The 17,384-nt window shown below is 64.8% G+C and carries 19 protein-coding genes; 13 read left to right on the top strand and 6 right to left on the bottom strand.

Annotation, left to right across the window (positions count from 1 at the left end; genetic code table 11):
• Positions 1 to 8: 8 nt before the first annotated feature.
• The 3 genes from EOA13_RS30225 to EOA13_RS30215 form a co-directional block, all read right to left on the bottom strand.
• A complete protein-coding gene (locus EOA13_RS30225; RefSeq protein WP_127297079.1) occupies positions 9 to 1,013 on the bottom strand; it encodes an NAD(P)-dependent alcohol dehydrogenase in 1,005 nt (334 codons plus the stop codon).
• A 49-nt stretch (positions 1,014 to 1,062) separates the two neighbouring features.
• Positions 1,063 to 1,323, bottom strand: a complete 261-nt coding sequence (locus tag EOA13_RS30220; protein WP_127297078.1) for a hypothetical protein — start codon at positions 1,321 to 1,323, stop codon at positions 1,063 to 1,065.
• Positions 1,324 to 1,405: 82 nt separating this feature from the next.
• Entirely contained in the window at positions 1,406 to 2,158 is a 753-nt protein-coding gene (locus tag EOA13_RS30215; protein ID WP_031213983.1) for a thioredoxin family protein, read from the bottom strand.
• 293 nt (positions 2,159 to 2,451) lie between these two features.
• Between EOA13_RS30215 and EOA13_RS30210 the strand changes: the two genes are divergently transcribed.
• From EOA13_RS30210 to EOA13_RS30200, 3 genes are all read left to right on the top strand, one after another.
• Complete coding sequence (locus EOA13_RS30210; RefSeq protein WP_127297077.1) at positions 2,452 to 3,672, top strand: helix-turn-helix domain-containing protein; 1,221 nt, start codon at positions 2,452 to 2,454, stop codon at positions 3,670 to 3,672.
• A 36-nt stretch (positions 3,673 to 3,708) separates the two neighbouring features.
• Complete coding sequence (locus EOA13_RS30205) at positions 3,709 to 4,341, top strand: PQQ-binding-like beta-propeller repeat protein (RefSeq protein WP_127297076.1); 633 nt, start codon at positions 3,709 to 3,711, stop codon at positions 4,339 to 4,341.
• A 144-nt stretch (positions 4,342 to 4,485) separates the two neighbouring features.
• Positions 4,486 to 5,316 carry an aldo/keto reductase gene (locus EOA13_RS30200; RefSeq protein WP_127297075.1) on the top strand — a complete coding sequence of 277 codons (831 nt, stop codon included), beginning with the start codon at positions 4,486 to 4,488 and terminating at the stop codon, positions 5,314 to 5,316.
• Between the two features lie 58 nt (positions 5,317 to 5,374).
• On the opposite strand, the gene EOA13_RS30195 is transcribed toward EOA13_RS30200, so the two are convergent.
• On the bottom strand, positions 5,375 to 5,680 hold the full coding sequence (locus EOA13_RS30195; protein WP_013530714.1) for a hypothetical protein: 306 nt from the start codon (positions 5,678 to 5,680) through the stop codon (positions 5,375 to 5,377).
• 207 nt (positions 5,681 to 5,887) lie between these two features.
• Between EOA13_RS30195 and EOA13_RS30190 the strand changes: the two genes are divergently transcribed.
• Positions 5,888 to 7,390 (top strand): ATP-binding protein, encoded by a 1,503-nt coding sequence (locus EOA13_RS30190; protein WP_127297074.1) that lies wholly within the window; start codon positions 5,888 to 5,890, stop codon positions 7,388 to 7,390.
• A gap of 133 nt (positions 7,391 to 7,523) precedes the next feature.
• Here EOA13_RS30190 and EOA13_RS30185 read toward each other — a convergent pair whose 3' ends face one another.
• Positions 7,524 to 8,306, bottom strand: a complete 783-nt coding sequence (locus EOA13_RS30185; RefSeq protein WP_127297073.1) for an SDR family oxidoreductase — start codon at positions 8,304 to 8,306, stop codon at positions 7,524 to 7,526.
• Positions 8,307 to 8,482: 176 nt separating this feature from the next.
• Entirely contained in the window at positions 8,483 to 8,761 is a 279-nt protein-coding gene (locus EOA13_RS30180; protein ID WP_031214047.1) for an usg protein, read from the bottom strand.
• A gap of 317 nt (positions 8,762 to 9,078) precedes the next feature.
• Here EOA13_RS30180 and groES point away from each other — a divergent pair, with 317 nt between their 5' ends.
• From groES to EOA13_RS30135, 9 genes are all read left to right on the top strand, one after another.
• The gene (gene groES, locus EOA13_RS30175) at positions 9,079 to 9,393 is read left to right on the top strand and encodes a co-chaperone GroES (protein WP_127297072.1); all 315 of its coding nucleotides are present in this window, start codon (positions 9,079 to 9,081) and stop codon (positions 9,391 to 9,393) included.
• Between the two features lie 56 nt (positions 9,394 to 9,449).
• Positions 9,450 to 11,081 carry a chaperonin GroEL gene (groL, locus tag EOA13_RS30170; RefSeq protein WP_127297071.1) on the top strand — a complete coding sequence of 544 codons (1,632 nt, stop codon included), beginning with the start codon at positions 9,450 to 9,452 and terminating at the stop codon, positions 11,079 to 11,081.
• 77 nt (positions 11,082 to 11,158) lie between these two features.
• On the top strand, positions 11,159 to 11,377 hold the full coding sequence (locus EOA13_RS30165; protein WP_023814433.1) for a hypothetical protein: 219 nt from the start codon (positions 11,159 to 11,161) through the stop codon (positions 11,375 to 11,377).
• Positions 11,378 to 11,475: 98 nt separating this feature from the next.
• Positions 11,476 to 11,769: a DUF982 domain-containing protein gene (locus EOA13_RS30160; RefSeq protein ID WP_127297070.1), complete on the top strand. Its 294-nt coding sequence runs from the start codon at positions 11,476 to 11,478 to the stop codon at positions 11,767 to 11,769.
• Between the two features lie 340 nt (positions 11,770 to 12,109).
• The gene (locus tag EOA13_RS30155) at positions 12,110 to 12,994 is read left to right on the top strand and encodes an AraC family transcriptional regulator (RefSeq protein WP_031214037.1); all 885 of its coding nucleotides are present in this window, start codon (positions 12,110 to 12,112) and stop codon (positions 12,992 to 12,994) included.
• Between the two features lie 247 nt (positions 12,995 to 13,241).
• Entirely contained in the window at positions 13,242 to 14,330 is a 1,089-nt protein-coding gene (locus tag EOA13_RS30150; RefSeq protein WP_127297069.1) for a sugar ABC transporter substrate-binding protein, read from the top strand.
• An 89-nt stretch (positions 14,331 to 14,419) separates the two neighbouring features.
• Positions 14,420 to 15,259, top strand: coding sequence for an ATP-binding cassette domain-containing protein (locus EOA13_RS30145; RefSeq protein WP_127297068.1), 840 nt, complete (start codon positions 14,420 to 14,422; stop codon positions 15,257 to 15,259).
• Positions 15,256 to 16,515, top strand: a complete 1,260-nt coding sequence (locus EOA13_RS30140) for a sugar ABC transporter permease (protein ID WP_127297067.1) — start codon at positions 15,256 to 15,258, stop codon at positions 16,513 to 16,515. The genes EOA13_RS30145 and EOA13_RS30140 overlap by 4 nt, the downstream gene beginning before the upstream one ends.
• A gap of 22 nt (positions 16,516 to 16,537) precedes the next feature.
• Entirely contained in the window at positions 16,538 to 17,266 is a 729-nt protein-coding gene (locus EOA13_RS30135; protein WP_127297066.1) for an SDR family oxidoreductase, read from the top strand.
• The last annotated feature ends 118 nt before the right edge of the window (positions 17,267 to 17,384 follow it).

Raw genomic sequence — 17,384 nt, 5'->3', positions numbered from 1 at the left:
GAGAGTGCTCAAACTTCAAGGCAGACCTTGCCAAAATGCTTTTGGGATTCGTAGTGCGCGAAGGCGGTGGCGATGTCCTGCAGCGGAAAATGGCGGTCTATGACGGGCTTCAGCCTGATAGCCTCTATCGCCCGGATCATATCCTCCTGGTCGGCCCGGCTGCCGATGGAAATGCCGCTGATGCGGATCTGGTTGGAAAACAGGGCGGGGATAGACACTTCCGCCGCAAAGCCGGTCAGGACGCCGACCAGCGCGATATGCCCGCCCGTGCTGCAGGCCGCAATGGACTGCGCCAGCGTGGCGGGTCCGCCGACCTCGATCACGTGATCGACGCCGCGTCCGTCGGTCAAATCCCTGGCCTTGCGGCCCCAGTCGGGGACGGACTTGTAGTTGATGACGGCGTCGGCTCCGAGACGCTTGAGCCGCTCCAGCTTCTGCTCGTCGGATGAGGTGGCGATGACCCGGGCGCCGGCGGCTTTGGCGAATTGCAGCGCGAACAGCGATACACTGCCCGAACCGAGGACCAGCACCGCGTCGCCCGGCCTCACCTTGCCGCACACAACCAGGCCGCGCCAGGCAGTTACGCCGGTGCAGGTGAGCGACGCCGCCTCGACATGCGTATAGCCCACCGGTGCCCTGGTGAAAGCGTGCGCCGGCATGCAGACATACTCGCTGGCGAAGCCGTCGAAACTGTCTCCCGGAATGTCGCGCCTTGTGCTGGGCGTCATGTCACCGCCCAGCCACCAGGGATAGAAGACGCTGACGACGCTGTCTCCGGGCTTGAGTGCATCGACACCGTCGCCGAGGGCAATCACCTCGCCGGCGCCGTCGGAGAGCGGAACACGGCCGTCGGCGAGAGGCATCTTGCCTTGCACGGCAAAGTCGTCGCGCATGTTCAACGCGCAGGCCCGGATCCTGACCAGCACCTCGCCCGGCCCTGGCTGGGGCGGATCTTCCTCGACCAGGTCGAGATTGCCCAAGCCGCCCGGCGCTCTCAGCCTGACCAGTCTCATTGTCTTCTCCGATTTGTGGGGTGTTTGGAATTGGAACGGCGCGCTGCGCCTAGCGGACCTGCCTGCCGGAAATGACCCGCAGCCAGGGCGCCAGATGGAAGGCGCTCATCAGGAGATACATCGCGGCCATGCCCGTGAGGGGCGAAGCGTCGGTGCCCATGCACTGCATGGCTGCATCGCCGCTGAAGATGCAGGTGAGCAACGCCATCACGGCGAAGGTCGGTGCCGCGGCAAGGCAAAGCCAGTCGGCCAGCCCGAGGGTGGTCGCTTCCGGGATCGTGCTGCCGGCACCTGTGTGAATATCGCTCATGGTCTTGATCCCTGATGATTATGCCAGCCAGGACTGGTTCCTCTCCTCACGGAGCGGGAGAGGAACCCAGGCTGGACAACCGTTACTGCTCGCCCTTGTCGCGGAATGCAGCCTCGCCGGCAGCAGACACTTCTTCCCATTTCTTGTCGGCCCCGGCGTCGTAATTGTCGTGCCAGTTCCACCAGGAGTAGAGCGGGGTCTGCGGATAGCCCTCGGGCGAATCCTCCCAAATTTCCTGGCGGCCGAGCGGCGTCGCGTCGAGATAGCTCCAGACGGTGCCCATCGCCTCGTCGCCGCGGCTGTTGATCAAGTAGGTGCGGAAGATGCGGTCGCCGTCATGGATGAAGACGTTGTGGCCGTGCCATTCGTCGACGCCGAAGTCCTTGTCGAAACTGTCGGTGATTGTGTACCACGGCATCTCCCAGCCCATCCGCTGCTTCAGCCGCGCAATGTCGGCCTGCGGGGCACGTGAAGCGTAGGCAAGCGTGGTGTCGCGGGCATTGAGATGGGCGAGGTGGCCGACCTGGTCGGCGCCTAGCGAACACCCGCGGCACGCGTGATCTGGCCAGCCATGCACGCCGGGCTCGAAGAAGGCGCGATAGACGATCAGCTGGCGGCGGCCTTCGAACAGATCGAGCAGGCTCGCTTTGCCGTTCGGCCCCTCGAACACATAGGCCTTGTCCACTTCCATCCAGGGCATGCGCCGGCGCTCGGCGGCCAATGCGTCCTTGGCGCGCAGCGTTGCCTTTTCCTTCACCAGCATCTGTTCGCGGGCGGCTTCCCAGTCCTGCCGCGAAACGATCGGCGGGGTCTTCATTGCGATGTGCTTGGTCATTGGTCGTCTCCTTTGCCAGTCTGTTGTCGCGCTGTTGCGACGTGTGGTTGCTTGCCGTGAGCTAGAATAGGGCGGTCAATCGCGGGGGTGGGAGTTACAAGTGTGACGGGATTTGAAAGAGCCGGCCCGCCGCAGCAGGGGTGGGGCATCCGCTCGGTGCCCCCGACAGTGTCGTTCATCGCGTGGTTCTCCTTTGTTGTGCCGCTGCCGATACGGCTTGCTGGTTGGCGGCCATGACTTAAGTTAGGGCGCTGAGCACTGGGGGTGGGAGTTACAAGTGTGACGGGATTTGAATGGACTCGCTGATCACCGCGGCTGGACTGGCGTTGGCGGCAGGTGATCCGCTTGGCGCGCTGGACCGCGTTGCCTTGCGTGAGGATGCGCCGGCGCTGGCGCTGCGCGGCATTGCGATGGCGCAGCTCGGCGATCTTGATCGCGCCAAGGCGCTGCTGCGGCGTGCCGCGCGTGGCTTCGGCCCGAAAGAAGCGGTGGCGCGCGCCAGATGCGTCGTCGCCGAGGCCGAGATCGCGCTGGTTTCGCGTGACCTCGGCTGGCCGGCCAAGGCTTTGGATGCGGCGCGGGCGACGCTGGAAAAGCATGGCGACCGGCTGAACGCCGCGCATGCCGGCCACCTCAAGGTGAGGCGTCTGCTGCTCATCGGCCGTCTCGATGAGGCTGAAGATGTGCTGGCCGGGCTCGATCCGATGCCGCTTCCGCCGGCCTCGAGGGCCGCGCACGAGCTCGCCGTTGCCGGCATCGCGATGCGGCGCCTCAAGACGAAGCCGGCGCGCAGGGCGTTGGAGTGGGCACGCCACGCCGCCCGCCGGGCCGGCATTCCGGGCCTGATGGCAGAGGTCGACAGCGCTTTCCTGGCGCTGGACACGCCGGCGGCGCGGCTGATCGTAGGTGGTGGGCAGCGCCCCTTGCTGCTCGAGGAGGTCGAGGCGCTGCAGGCGTCGCCGGCGCTGCTGGTCGATAGCTTTCGCTACGTCGTGCGCCAACAGGAGAAAGCGGTCTCGCTGGCAACGCGCCCGGTGCTGTTTGCGCTGGCCCGTACGCTCGCCGAAGCGTGGCCAGGCGATGTGTCGAGGGCGAGGCTGATCGCTGAAGCCTTCGGCGGCAGGCACGCCGATGAATCGCATAGAGCGCGGCTGCGGGTCGAGATCGGCCGGCTGCGCACTGAGCTGCGAGGGCTGGCCGAAATCGGCGCGACCAGCCAAGGCTTCGCGCTGGCGCCGCGCCACGCACGCGAGGTGGTGGTGCTGGCGCGGCCGATCGAGGAGCGGCACGCGGCGGTGCTGGCCTTCCTTGCCGATGGTGAATCCTGGGCGACCTCTGCGCTGGCGCTGGCGCTTGGCACCGGCCAGCGCAGCGTGCAGCGGGCGCTGGAGCAGCTTGGCGAGGCCGGCAAGGTGCAGTTTTTCGGTCACGGCCGGGCGCGCCGCTGGATGACGCCGCCGGTGGCGGGATTCACGACCACCTTGTTACTCCCGGCGCCGCTGCCGAGTGGTTAGTAATGGACATCAGACCATCTCAGTGAGGACAAGGACATGAAACAGTCAGCAGCCGAAATCCTGCGCGAATACGGACCCTTTCCAGATGTGGAGAGGGTGCATGGGGTGAGTTTTGACGGCAACAATGTCTGGTTCGCCTCGGGCGAGAAGCTGAACGCCTTCGATCCGGAAAACGGCCAGGCGCTGCGCTCGATCGATGTCGCGGCGCATGCCGGCACCGCCTGGGACGGCCAGCATTTCTTCCAGCTTGCCAATGACCGCATCCAGAAGATCGACCCAGATACCGGCCAGGTGCTGGCCACCATCCCGGCGCCCGGCGGCGGCGCCGACTCCGGGCTGACCTGGGCCGAAGGGACGCTGTGGGTGGGGCAATACCGCGAGCGCAAGATCCATCAGATCGACCCGGAGACGGGAGCAATCCTGCGCACCATCGAATCCAACCGCTTCGTCACCGGGGTGACATGGGTCGAGGGCGAGCTATGGCACGCCACCTGGGAAGGCGAGCAGAGCGACCTGCGCCGGGTCGACCCGCGATCAGGCAAGGTTCTCGAGAAGCTCGACATGCCGGCGGGCATGGGCGTGTCGGGGCTGGAATCCGATGGCGGCGACCGCCTCTATTGCGGCAGCACTTCGGCCGGTGTGGTGCGGGCGGTGCGACGGCCGCGATGAGATTGCGGCTGACGCCGAGATCACGGCTGCAGGCGCGCTTCACACGGCAATTTGTCCGCTGTCGGGTGGTCGTCGCACCCTGTCGGACCTAGATAGGCTGTGCACCGGGCAGAACGCCCGGACCCGCTTTGCAAAGGATCCCCCATGCCCGAACAGATCGCATTGAACGACGGCTCCGCCATTCCCCAACTCGGCCTTGGCGTGTGGCAGGTCGACCAGGATATTACCGCCGAGGTGGTGGGTTGGGGCATCGAGGCCGGCTATCGCCTGATCGACACCGCCGAAGGCTACCAGAACGAGGAAGGGGTCGGAAAGGCGATCCGCAGCGCCGGCGTGTCGCGGGCTGAGCTGTTCATCACCTCGAAACTGCGCAACGGCGCACACCAGCGCGATGCGGCGCTACGCGCCTTCGATGACACCATGGCCAAGCTCGGCATTGAGCAGATCGACCTGTTCCTGATCCACTGGCCTGTGCCCAGCCAAGACAAATATGTCGAGGCCTGGAAGACGCTGGTCGAACTCCGGCAGGCCGGCCGCATCAAGTCGATCGGCGTTTCGAATTTCAACCCGGACCATCTGGAGCGGATCATCGCGGAAACCGGCGTGACGCCCGTCGTCAACCAGATCGAGCTGCATCCCCAGTTCCAGCAACGCGGTGTCAGGGACTTTCACACCAAGCACGACATCCGTATCGAAAGCTGGAGCCCGTTGGGCAGCGGCCGGCTGCTCGGCGATCCGACCATTGCAGACATCGCCAAAAAACATGGCAAGTCCGTCGCCCAGACGATCATCCGCTGGCATCTCCAGGAGGGGCTGATCGTCATTCCAAAGTCGATCCGCAGGGATCGCATCGCCGCCAATTTCGATGTCTTCGATTTCGAACTGGATGCGCAGGACCTGCAGACGATCCGCGGCATGGATTCGCCCGAAGGCCGCAACGGGCCCAACCCCGCCACGGCCGCGTTCCTGTTCTGAGAGGAGCAGGTTAGAGACGCCGACCGTGGAGTTGCCAATCTCCGGCCTCTCCGCGCTCTTAAATCCCGGACCCATCCAGCTGCTGGGCGTCTTCGCCTTCCCACGGCGCCGGCATCGACGCGCGGCTGAGGTTGGCCGTCGGCAGCGGCATCCAGCACTTCAGTTCCGGGTCAGCGTATTCGATAACGCGCCCCGGCGAGGAGTCCGACGCGCGCCAGCCTTCCGAGGCGAACTGGTCGGCACGCGACCAATAGGCAAGGTCGACTTCCGCCGGCCCCTGTTCGGACGGACGCACAGTGACCAGGATGCGGCTGCCATCCTTCGGCGCCGTCGACATGTGGCGCCACCGTTCGGGCTCGTCCATCGCTTTTCTCCTCGTACTCCTAGCGTTGGGTGGAGTGTCGCCTCGTGGTCCGAAGGGGTCAACCCAAAGTTTGCGCCAGGCATCGGCTGATGACCCTCCAGGCGGTGCCTGCACAGTTGTGCGCAACACGCCGCAGGCGGTCATGCACGCTCGACGGGCTGTGATCGGGTTGATAAGCCCGTCTGCGAAAGGAGCGCCTGAGTCGAGATGACCGTTGCGATCGAGATGGGACAGACGACCGCAGGCGCCCCGGCGAAGCTGGATCTTGAGGAACTGCTCGCGACGCGCCTTTTGGTGCAGGGCAATTCAGGCTCCGGCAAGTCGCATCTGCTGCGGCGCCTGCTGGAGCAGAGCGCGCCCTGGGTACAGCAGACCATCATCGATCCCGAGGGCGACTTCGTCTCGCTGGGCGATCGTTACGGCCATCTGGTGATCGATGCCGAGCAGCATACCGAGCGCGGCCTGCAGGCGGCTGGTGAGCGGGCGCGCATGCATCGCGTCTCCACCGTGCTCAATCTCGAAGGGCTCGACGCCGAGAACCAGATGCGGCGTGCCGCCGCCTTCCTCGGCGGGCTGTTCGAGGTCGCCCGTGACCACTGGTACCCGATGCTTGTGGTGGTGGATGAGGCGCAGCTGTTCGCGCCGGCGGTGGCCGGAGAGGTGTCGGACGAAGCGCGAAAGCTCTCGCTCGGCGCCATGACCAATTTGATGTGTCGTGGCCGCAAGCGCGGGCTGGCCGGCATCATTGCCACCCAGCGGCTGGCCAAGCTCGCCAAGAACGTCGCAGCCGAGGCGTCCAATTTTCTCATGGGCCGCACCTTCCTCGATATCGACATGGCGCGTGCCGCCGATCTTTTGGGCATGGAGAGACGCCAGGCGGAAGCGTTCCGCGATCTGGAACGCGGGCAGTTCATGGCGCTCGGTCCGGCGCTGTCGCGCCGTCCGCTGGGGTTGCGCATCGGCCCGACCGACACCAGCCCGCGCAACGGCACGCCGCGGCTCATGGCAATGCCGGAATCCGCGCTGGAAGACGCACGCGCGATCATCCTGGCGGCGCCGCCGCCCGAGACGGTGCGCACGCCACGCCGCCCGGCGTCGCCGGACCTGCTCGACCAGCTGATGGCGGCCAAATCGGCGGCACTGGAAATGCGCCCCGAGCCGGCGGAGCCGCAAATCAGCGCCGAGGATCTGGCCGAGCGTCGTGAGCGCGTCGACCGTGTGCTGCGCGCCATCCTGGCGCAGCCCGATGCGGGTTTTCGCGTGATCGGGGTGCTCTATCAGGAATTCGTGGTCCGCTGCCGCATAGAAGGCCTCGCCTCGGTTGTGCCGGACCTGCCGGAGTTCCGCCGCATGCTGACGCGCGCCCGTGCCGGCCTTGGTTCCGAGACGACGCAGGATGACGCGTGGCGGGATGTTTCCGTCCGCGCGTCGCTGCTGCCCGACGACATGCAGGGCGTGTTCATGATGATCGCCCGTGCGGCGAAAGAGGGCTGGCCGTGCCCGAGCGACGCCGCGATCGCCCGCGCCTACGGCTCGCACTCGCTGCGCCGCGCCCGGCGCCTCTTGACCTATATCGAGGAGCAGGGGCTCATCGTCTGCCAACTCGACGGGACAGGCCGGCGCACCGTGACGCTGGTCGAATTGGCCTGGGCCACCGCACCGGGAGATCCGAATGCCGAGGAGGTGGAGCAGGGTAGCCTGGCGCTGTGAGCGGCGCGGGTGCTTTGAGCGAATGGGGCGACGGGCTTTTTCAGTCACCGTCATCGCGACCAACTTCTGACGGCAACGGTGAAAGCGTCGACGCCGAAATGCGTCATGCAGGGCGCATGCGTTTCGCTGGCGCTCACCGGTTCGCCCCGATCACCCATTGTTCCTGGTCGACGAGCGTGCCGGTCATCGGCCCGGCAGCATCCGAAAGCAGGAAGACGGCGAGGTTGGCGATATCGCTCGTCGAGAACAGGCGGCCGAAGGGTTGCGAGGCGTTCGCAGCATCGAGCCAGCCCGGCCCGTTGCCCAGCGTGTCGGCCTGCATGACGCGTTCGGCCGGCGTGTCGGTCCAGCCGACATTGATGCCGTTGACGCGGATGCGATCGAAGCGATGGGCGTTGGCGGCATTCTTGGTCAGCGTGGCCAACGCGCCCTTGCTGGCGGAATAGACGGCGAGTTCCGGCGAGCCGCAATGGGCGTTGATCGACAGGATGTTGACGATGGCGCCGCCCTGGCCACGCTTCTTCATGTCGGCGATGGCCGCCTGCATGAGGAAGAACGGTGCCCGCGCGTTGACCGCCAACAGCGAGGCCCAGCCGTCGAGATCGGCGTCGAGGAACGAGGCCCGGTCGGTCAGCCCTGCGGCGTTTACCAGCGCATCGATGCGGCCGAAGCGCTCGATGCAGGCTTGCGCCAGCAAAGCGGGAGCTGCCGGCTCGGCGAGGTCGGTGGCGACGAAGAGCGTTGGTGTGCCAAGCAGCGAAAGCTCCGCCGCCACCGCATCGCCGCGTGCCTTATCACGCCCGGTGACCAGCAGGCCGCCGGCGCCGGAATGCGCCAAGGTCTCGGCGATGGCGCGGCCAATGCCTTGTGTCGAGCCGGTGACCAGCGCCACCTTGCCATTGAGTTGAAGCTCCATTCCTCTTCCCCGCCTCGCATCTGATTTCAGGCTAGTGCTACGCGACCGTTTTACAATACGGAAATTGGAAATTTTGGAGGGGAGGCTGTTGGCTGTCGCGCTGCGTGTGGCCGGCGAGAGCCTGCCCTAACGCCGCCGCTCCAGGCGAAGCAGGAGCGGAGGCCGTTGCAAAGACCCTAATGGACCGTGATGATGCCCTCGACGGCTCGCCATTCCGAAGGCTGGATGAGCCGGTGATGAGCAACGCGGACCGAGTGCAGCGGGCCGTCGAGCTCGCGCTCCCAATATTGGAGAAAGCCCTTGAGCTCGGGAAAGGCCGGAGCGAGATCATAGTCCTGCCAGACATAGAGCTGAAGCAGGCTCGGATGATCGGGCAGGTGATAGTGGATTTCGGCCGTCGTCAGGCCATAACCTTCCATTTGCAGGCGGAATTCGCTGCTGACCGTATCGACCATGTCTTTCTCCTTCTCTCTCCGTTCAGGCATCCGCCTGAACTCGCCCGATGCCAGGCCGGTCTGCCGGTCCCTCTTCAAACAAACTCCGCGAGAAGGTCAGGGGTTCCGAGAATAGTCGCGCCATAACAGTGCCTTGGCCTTTTTTCTGCTCGATGTGAGAATTTTTTGGCGGGGCTCTTGAAACCGAAAAACGGCAAAACTAGCTCGATATGCGCCCGCGATGCCTGACGAAGGGTCGCGGCGTTCCGCATCGGTCCGATATTGCCGGTTCGGTGCGGAGGAGCCTCAAAAACCTGTTTGTCCACGAGGAGAACGACATGGCGTTCCGTCCATTGCATGACCGTATTCTGGTCCGCCGCCTTGAAGCCGAGGAGAAGACCTCCGGCGGCATCATCATCCCCGATACCGCAAAGGAAAAACCGCAGGAAGGCGAAGTGCTCGCCGTCGGTCCCGGCGCGCGCGACGACAGCGGCAAGCTTGTCGAACTTGATGTCAAGGTCGGCGACCGCATCCTGTTCGGCAAATGGTCCGGCACCGAAATCAAACTCGACGGCGAGGACCTGCTCATCATGAAGGAAAGCGACGTGATGGGTGTCATCGATAAGATCGTCGAAGTGAAGAAGGCCGCCTGACGGCTTCTTCGCATCCAACCAGTCAACGAATGCTGCCTAGATAGAGGAGTGATCCAATGGCTACCAAAGAAGTGAAATTCCATACCGAAGCGCGCGAGAAGATGCTGCGCGGCGTCGACATCCTTGCCAATGCGGTGAAGGTGACGCTCGGACCCAAGGGGCGCAATGTCGTCATCGACAAGTCATTCGGCGCGCCGCGCATCACCAAGGATGGCGTTAGCGTCGCCAAGGAGATCGAACTGGAGGACAAGTTCGAGAATATGGGCGCCCAGATGGTGCGCGAGGTGGCCTCCAAGACCAACGACCTTGCCGGCGACGGCACGACGACCGCAACCGTGCTTGCACAGGCGATCGTCAGGGAAGGGGCCAAGGCGGTTGCCTCGGGCATGAACCCGATGGATTTGAAGCGCGGCATCGACAAGGCGGTCGATGCGGTGGTCGCCGAGCTGAAGACCAATGCCCGCAAGGTCACCCGAAACGACGAGATCGCACAGGTCGGCACAATCTCCGCCAATGGCGATGCCGAGATCGGCCGTTTCCTCGCCGAGGCGATGGAGAAGGTCGGCAATGAAGGCGTCATTACGGTGGAAGAGGCCAAGACCGCCGAGACCGAACTGGAAGTCGTGGAAGGTATGCAGTTCGACCGCGGCTATCTCTCGCCCTATTTCGTCACCAACCAGGACAAGATGCGCGTCGAACTCGACGAGCCTTATGTGCTGATCCACGAGAAGAAGCTCTCCAATCTGCAAGCGATGCTGCCCGTGCTCGAAGCCGTGGTGCAGTCGGGCAAGCCGCTCCTAATTATCGCCGAGGATGTGGAAGGCGAGGCGCTTGCCACGCTGGTCGTCAACAAGCTGCGGGGCGGCCTCAAGGTCGCGGCTGTCAAGGCGCCAGGCTTCGGCGACCGCCGCAAGGCCATGCTGGAAGACATCGCCATTCTCACCGGCGGCACCGCGATCTCGGAAGATCTCGGCATCAAGCTGGACAATGTGACGCTGCAGATGCTGGGCCGCGCCAAGAAGGTGGTGATCGAGAAGGAAAACACCACCATCGTCGACGGTGTCGGCCGCAAGGAAGAGATCCAGGGCCGTGTCGCACAGATCAAGGCGCAGATCGAGGAGACCACCTCGGACTACGACCGCGAGAAGCTGCAGGAGCGGCTGGCCAAGCTCGCCGGCGGCGTTGCGGTGATCCGGGTCGGCGGCTCGACCGAGATCGAGGTCAAGGAGCGTAAGGACCGCGTCGACGATGCGCTGCATGCGACCCGCGCGGCCGTCGAGGAGGGCGTGCTGCCCGGCGGCGGCGTCGCGTTGCTGCGGGCAGCAAAGGCGCTCGATGCCGTGCAGACCGACAATGCGGACCAGAAGACTGGCGTCGATATCGTGCGCCGTGCCATCGAAACGCCGGTCCGGCAGATCGCCGAGAATGCCGGCGCCGAAGGCTCGATCATCGTCGGCAAGCTGCGCGAGAAAACCGAATTCGGCTGGGGCTGGAACGCCCAGACCAACGAATTCGGCGATCTCTACGGCCAGGGCGTCATCGACCCGGCCAAGGTGGTGCGCACCGCTCTCCAGGACGCGGCATCGGTCGCCGGCCTGCTGGTGACCACGGAGGCGATGGTGGCCGAGAAGCCGAAGAAGGAAGCCGCCGCCCCGGCAATGCCCGCCGGCGCCGGCATGGACTTCTGAGGTCGCGGCCAATCCGCCCGCTTCCCTGGCGGGGAGCGGGCGTCAGTCGAGAGAGAGTGGAGGTAAAGATGGACGCAATGGCTGGCATCGAATCCGTACCGGCTCCTACGCACCAAGCGAAGGAATTCCTGGCCTATGAAACAGAATGCAGGAACGTGCTGAAGCCGCTGCTGGCAGGGCTGCTCGACATGGCTGAAGCCGCCGGCTGGAATCGGCGAACCGCGGCGTCGGCACTGATGTTCCTCGCAGCACAGCAAGTGTCGGCAACATCCGAGGTATCCGCCGGCAGCGGCTGAACGGAAATCGGCCAGTCCATTCACCTATCCGCGGCGGGCCGTGCTGCCCGGTGTTCGGTCCGCTGCAGGCCCTGAACAATCGAGAGGAGGCGCAAGCCATGAATCGCGGGCAATTTGAGGAACCGGTCACCCTTCTGGTCGGAATGGGTTTTCCGAGGAAGATCGACAGCGTGATGGAAGCTTATGCACTGCTGCAGGACTGGCCGAGCGCCGGCCGCAACGGCGCCCATGCCGTCGCACTCAACGCTTGCAAGGCGGGCATCGTCGGCGAGATCGATCCGGAGACGGTGCGAGCCACGCTGGTCAGTTTCGCGCGCCGCCACGACATACTGGTGCCGGAGATGGTTTCGCCGCTCGCGACGGTGGCGGGTGGTGCGCTGCGCACGAGCTGAACTGACGATGACGGCGCTGCAACAGCGCCTGAAGACGATGTCCTTGAGATAGGCTAGTAGGCGCCCACCGGACACGTCGGAATTCCTGTCCGGGCGGCGGCGTTGTCGTTGGTCAATTGAGCGAACGTGTCAGCAAGACTGACCTGTTCTGCCCGAATAACGCCTCTGAGCGCCGCCTCCCGGTTAAAAAAGTATCATCCATTGTCTTGAATCGTGGTGGCGCCTGTTGCCATGAGCCGATACCTTGGCTCTTGAAATGCAGAGCCGAAACCAATTCGGCCGGTTTAGGGAATTGGGCCGAACGCGGCAAATATCCGTGCTGGCCTGGGAGGAAACGGACATGGAACCGGACCTGGAAGTAGTCCAGATACGACGCGGTGAGTCCTTCAAGGCGTGGTCGCATGGCTACCCCTTCCACACGGTGCGCTGGCACTTCCATCCCGAATATGAACTGCATCAGGTGATCTTCACCAACGGACGCTATTTCGTCGGCGACTTCATCGGCGAGTTCGAGCCGGGCAATCTGGTGCTGACCGGGCCGAACCTGCCGCACAATTGGGTCAGCGACATCCCCAGGGACAGCTCGATCCCGCTGCGCGGCCGCATCATCCAGTTCTCCGAAAGTTTCATCGGTGATGCCATGCATGTGCTGCCGGAGCTGGCGGGGCTGGGGCACCTGCTCGAGGCGTCGCGGCGCGGCGTGCTGTTTTCCAGCCGCACCAGCAAGGCGCTGGCGCCGCTGATGGAAGAAATGATGCAGGCACAGGGCGTGCGCCGCATCGAACTGTTCATGATGATCGCCGGCCTGCTCAGCCGCGCCCAGGAATTCCAGCTTTTGGCCAGCGCCAGCTACAGGCCCGATCCCTCGGGCTACATGACCGCCGGCATGAACAAGGCGCTCGCCTATATCAGGGAAAACCTGACGCAGCTGTTCGACGAGGCGGATCTGGCTGCCATTGCCGGCCAGTCGACCGGCGCCTTCTCGCGCTCGTTTCGCCGCCACACCGGCATGTCGCTGGTGCAGTATGTCAAGCGGCTGCGCATCAACCTTGCCTGCCAGATCCTGATGAGCGACGAGCAGGCCTCGATCACCGACATTTGCTACGAGGTCGGCTTCAACAACCTGTCCAATTTCAACCGGCAGTTCCTGGCGGAGAAGGGCATGCCGCCCTCCCGCTTCAGGCGCCTGCTGGCCGACAACATCAACGCGGGCAAAGCCGCTTAACGGAGGAGCCAGGGAGGAACCAAGGGAGGATTTTTCATTTTGCATGACGACGTGAGCCGCGTGGAGCGGTTCACGATAGAGAACGCTTGTCTCGAGTTCCTCCGTCGGCGGAGGTTGTCGGCGCGGCTTGAAAGGCCGGCGCCGGGTCTCGGTTCCCAATGCAGTTTGGGCGAGGGCGGATGGGTGTCTTCAGACCAAAGCAGTCAACGACCTTCTTACAACCATATCCAGAAACGGAGAAGACCGAATGACCAAACTTTCATCTTCATTGAAGTCCGCTGGCAAGTCCGCCGGCGTGGCAGCCCTTGCGCTGTCGCTGCTGGCCGGCACCGCCGCGATCGCCAGGGCCGCCGAAGTCACCGACGCCACCGTCGCCTTCCTGATGCCCGACCAGGCCTCGACCCGCTACGAGCAGCATGATTATCCCGGCTTCGCCGCCGAGATGAAGAAGCTGTGCCCGGGCTGCAAGGTGCTCTACCAGAACGCCGATGCCGACGCCTCGCGCCAGCAGCAGCAATTCAACTCGGTGATCTCGCAGGGCGCCAAGGCGATCGTGCTCGATCCCGTCGACTCGACCGCCGCCGCCTCGCTGGTCAAGCTGGCGCAGAGCCAAGGCATCAAGGTCATCGCCTATGACCGGCCGATCCCGACCGCGCCTGCCGACTTCTATGTCTCGTTCAACAATGAAGGCATCGGCAAGGCCATCGCCGATTCGCTGGTCGAGCACCTGAAGGCGCTGAAGGTCGATCCGGCCAGCGGCGGCGTGCTGCAGATCAACGGCTCGCCGACCGATGCGGCGGCCGGCCTGATCAAGAAGGGCATCCATGCCGGCCTCGACAACAGCGGCTACCAGATCCTGGCCGAATACGACACGCCGGAATGGGCGCCGCCGAAGGCGCAGCAATGGGCCGGAGGCCAGATCACCCGCTTCGGACCAAAAATCCTCGGCGTCGTCGCCGCCAATGACGGCACCGGTGGCGGCGCCATCGCCGCCTTCAAGGCGGCCGGCGTCGATCCGGTGCCGCCGGTGACCGGCAATGACGCGACGATCGCGGCACTGCAGCTGATCATCGCCGGCGACCAGTACAACACCATCTCCAAGCCGAGCGAGATCGTGGCGGCGGCCGCCGCCAACATCGCCATCAAGCTGCTTTCGGGCGAAACGCCGAAGGCCGAGATGACGCTGTACGACACGCCCTCGCAGTTGTTCACGCCGGCCGTGGTGACGCAGGAAAACCTGAAGGCCGAGATCATCGACAAGAAGATCAACACCGCAGCCGAACTCTGCGTCGATCGTTACGCGGAAGGCTGCAAGAAGCTGGGCATCGGGAACTGACCGCGACCCTTGCCCGCTCCGCTGTCTGGCCGCCCACGCGGTGGCCAGACAGCGCACTTCCTCGAACCGGTTTTTGAAAGGTCGCTGGCATGATTGAAACCCCGGACGAACCGGTTCCGACAGGCGAGCTGGTGCTCAGCCTGCGCGGCATTTCGAAACATTTCGGCGCCGTCTCGGCGCTCACCGACATCGATCTCGACGTCCATGCCGGCGAGGTGGTGGCGCTGGTCGGCGACAATGGCGCCGGCAAGTCGACGCTGGTCAAGATCCTGGCCGGCGTGCATCAGCCGAGTTCGGGAAGCATCAGCTATCGCGGCAAGCAGGTGACGCTGGCCGACCCGAGTGCGGCATTGACGCTCGGCATCGCCACCGTGTTCCAGGACCTGGCGCTGTGCGAGAACCTCGACATCGTCGCCAACATCTTCCTCGGCCGCGAGCTCAGCCCGCTGCGCCTGGACGAGGTGGCGATGGAGGTGCGCGCCTGGACGCTGCTCAACGAGCTTTCGGCGCGCATCCCCAGTGTCCGCGAAGTCGTCGCGTCGCTGTCGGGCGGCCAGCGCCAGACGGTGGCGATCGCCCGCTCGCTGCTGCTCGAACCCAAGCTCATCCTGCTTGACGAGCCGACGGCGGCGCTAGGCGTGGCACAGACGGCGGAAGTGCTCAACCTGATCGAGCGGGTGCGCGACCGCGGCCTCGGCGTCGTCATCATCAGCCACAATATGGAAGACGTGCGCGCCGTTGCCGACCGCATCGTCGTGCTGCGGCTTGGCCGCAACAACGGCATCTTCTCGCCCGATGCCTCGAACCAGGAACTTGTCAGCGCCATCACCGGCGCCTCGAACAATTCAGTGTCGCGCCGCGCCGAGCGCAGGCAGGCGCGACAGGATCAAACCACCCTGCAAGATCAAAAAGGGGAGCCACGCCCATGAGCCGCGAAGCCGAACAGGCGGCCCCCGTGCAGCCGCAGCTCGACCGCGCCGATGTGCGCGTCAAGCATGAGGCCGGGATCGGCGGTGCCGTCCGCAGGTTCTTCGACCGGGTCCGCTCGGGCGATCTCGGCTCGCTGCCGGTGATCGTCGGGCTGGTCATCATCTGGACGGTGTTCGCCAGCATCAACCCGATCTTCCTGTCATCAAGCAATCTGGTCAATCTGCTGTTCGATTGCTCCACCGTCGGCGTCATTGCGCTGGGCATCGTCTGCGTTTTGATGGTCGGCGAGATCGACCTGTCGGTCGGTTCGATCAGCGGCTTTGCCTCGGCTATGGTCGGCACGCTGTGGGTCAACCAGGGCTGGCCGGTGGCGCTCGCCATCCTCGCCGCCGTCGCCGTCGGCGGCTTCATCGGCGCGCTCTATGCGCTGCTGTTCAATCGGCTCGGCATGCCGAGCTTCGTCTCGACGCTTGCCGGCCTGCTGGCGGTGCTCGGCCTGCAGCTCTATATCCTCGGCTCGACCGGCTCGATCAATCTGCCCTATGGCTCGAACCTGGTGAATTTCGGCCAGCTGCTGATGATGCCGAAATTCGTCTCGTTCGCTCTGGCGGCCGTGCCCGGCATCGTCATGCTGGTCACCGGCCTGCGCACCGTCGCGCGCCGCCGCGCCGCCAATCTGTCGTCGCCGTCGACCGGCGGGCTCGTCACGCGCGCGGTGGTGATCACGGTCATCCTCGAACTCATCGTCTTCTATCTCAACCAGGCGCGCGGCATTCCGTGGATGTTCGGCCTGTTCGTCGGCCTGGTCATATCGATGCACTACGCGCTGACGCGGACCAAATGGGGCCGCTCGATGTCGGCGGTAGGCGGCAACCGCGAGGCGGCAAGGCGCGCCGGCATCAATGTGCGGCTGATCTATTCGAGCGCCTTCGTGCTGTGCTCGATGCTGGCCGCCTTCGGCGGCGTGCTGTCGGCTGCCCGCCTTGCCTCGGCCAGCCAGCAGGCCGGCACCGGCGACGTCAACCTCAACGCCATCGCGGCGGCGGTCATTGGCGGCACCAGCCTGTTCGGCGGCCGAGGCAGCGCCTATTCGGCACTGCTCGGTATCATCGTCATCCAGTCGATCGCCAGTGGCCTGACGCTGCTCGATCTGTCCTCGTCGCTTCGGTACATGATCACCGGCGCCGTGCTTGCCATCGCGGTCATCGTCGACTCGCTGGCACGCCGCTCGCGTGTCTCGCATGGCCGGGCCTGAACCCATCAACAGGAAGCAAGACATGAGCGAAGAACTGTCCGGAAAAGTTGCCGCCGTCACCGGCGCGGCATCAGGCATCGGCCTCGAATGCGCCAGGCATATGCTGGCGGCCGGCGCCACCGTGGTGCTGGTCGACCGCGCCGAGGCGACGCTGCAAAAATTGTGCGCCGAACTAGGCCCCAAGGCGATCCCGCTGGTCATCGACCTGATGCAGCCGGCCAGCGTCGCCACCATGATGCCGCAGATTCTGGAGAAGGCCGGCCAGCTCGACATCTTCCATGCCAATGCCGGCGCCTATGTCGGCGGCGAGGTGGCGACCGGCGATCCCGACGTCTGGGACCGCATGCTCAACCTCAACATCAATGCCTGCTTCCGCTCGATCCAGGCGGTGCTGCCGCACATGATCGAACGCAAGACCGGCGACATCATCGTCACCAGTTCCATCGCCGGGCTGGTCCCGGTGGTCTGGGAGCCGATCTACACGGCCTCCAAGCACGCCGTGCAGGCCTTCGTCCACACGGTGCGCCGGCAGGTGGCCAAGCACGGTCTGCGCGTCGGCGCGGTGGCGCCGGGTCCGGTGGTGACGGCGCTGGTCGACGACTGGCCGAAGGCCAAGCTCGAGGAAGAACTCGCCGCCGGTGGCCTGATGCAGCCGCGCGAAGTGGCCGAAGCGGTGATGTTCATGCTGACCCGCCCGCGCAACGTGACGATCCGCGATCTGGTGATTTTGCCGCAGAGCAATGATTTGTGAGGGGAATAAGGGAGTAGGGGAGTAGGGGAATTGGACAACACGAAATTCGGGAATCCGATACCTTGTCAGAGCCCTCACTGCTTCACTTTCCTACTCCCCTACTCCCCTACTCCCCTAC

The organism is Mesorhizobium sp. M7A.F.Ca.US.011.01.1.1 (assembly GCF_003998295.1).
Classification (GTDB): domain Bacteria; phylum Pseudomonadota; class Alphaproteobacteria; order Rhizobiales; family Rhizobiaceae; genus Mesorhizobium.
The sequence above is the reverse complement of the archived record's forward strand: the minus strand, read 5'-3'. Positions and strand labels throughout refer to the sequence as shown.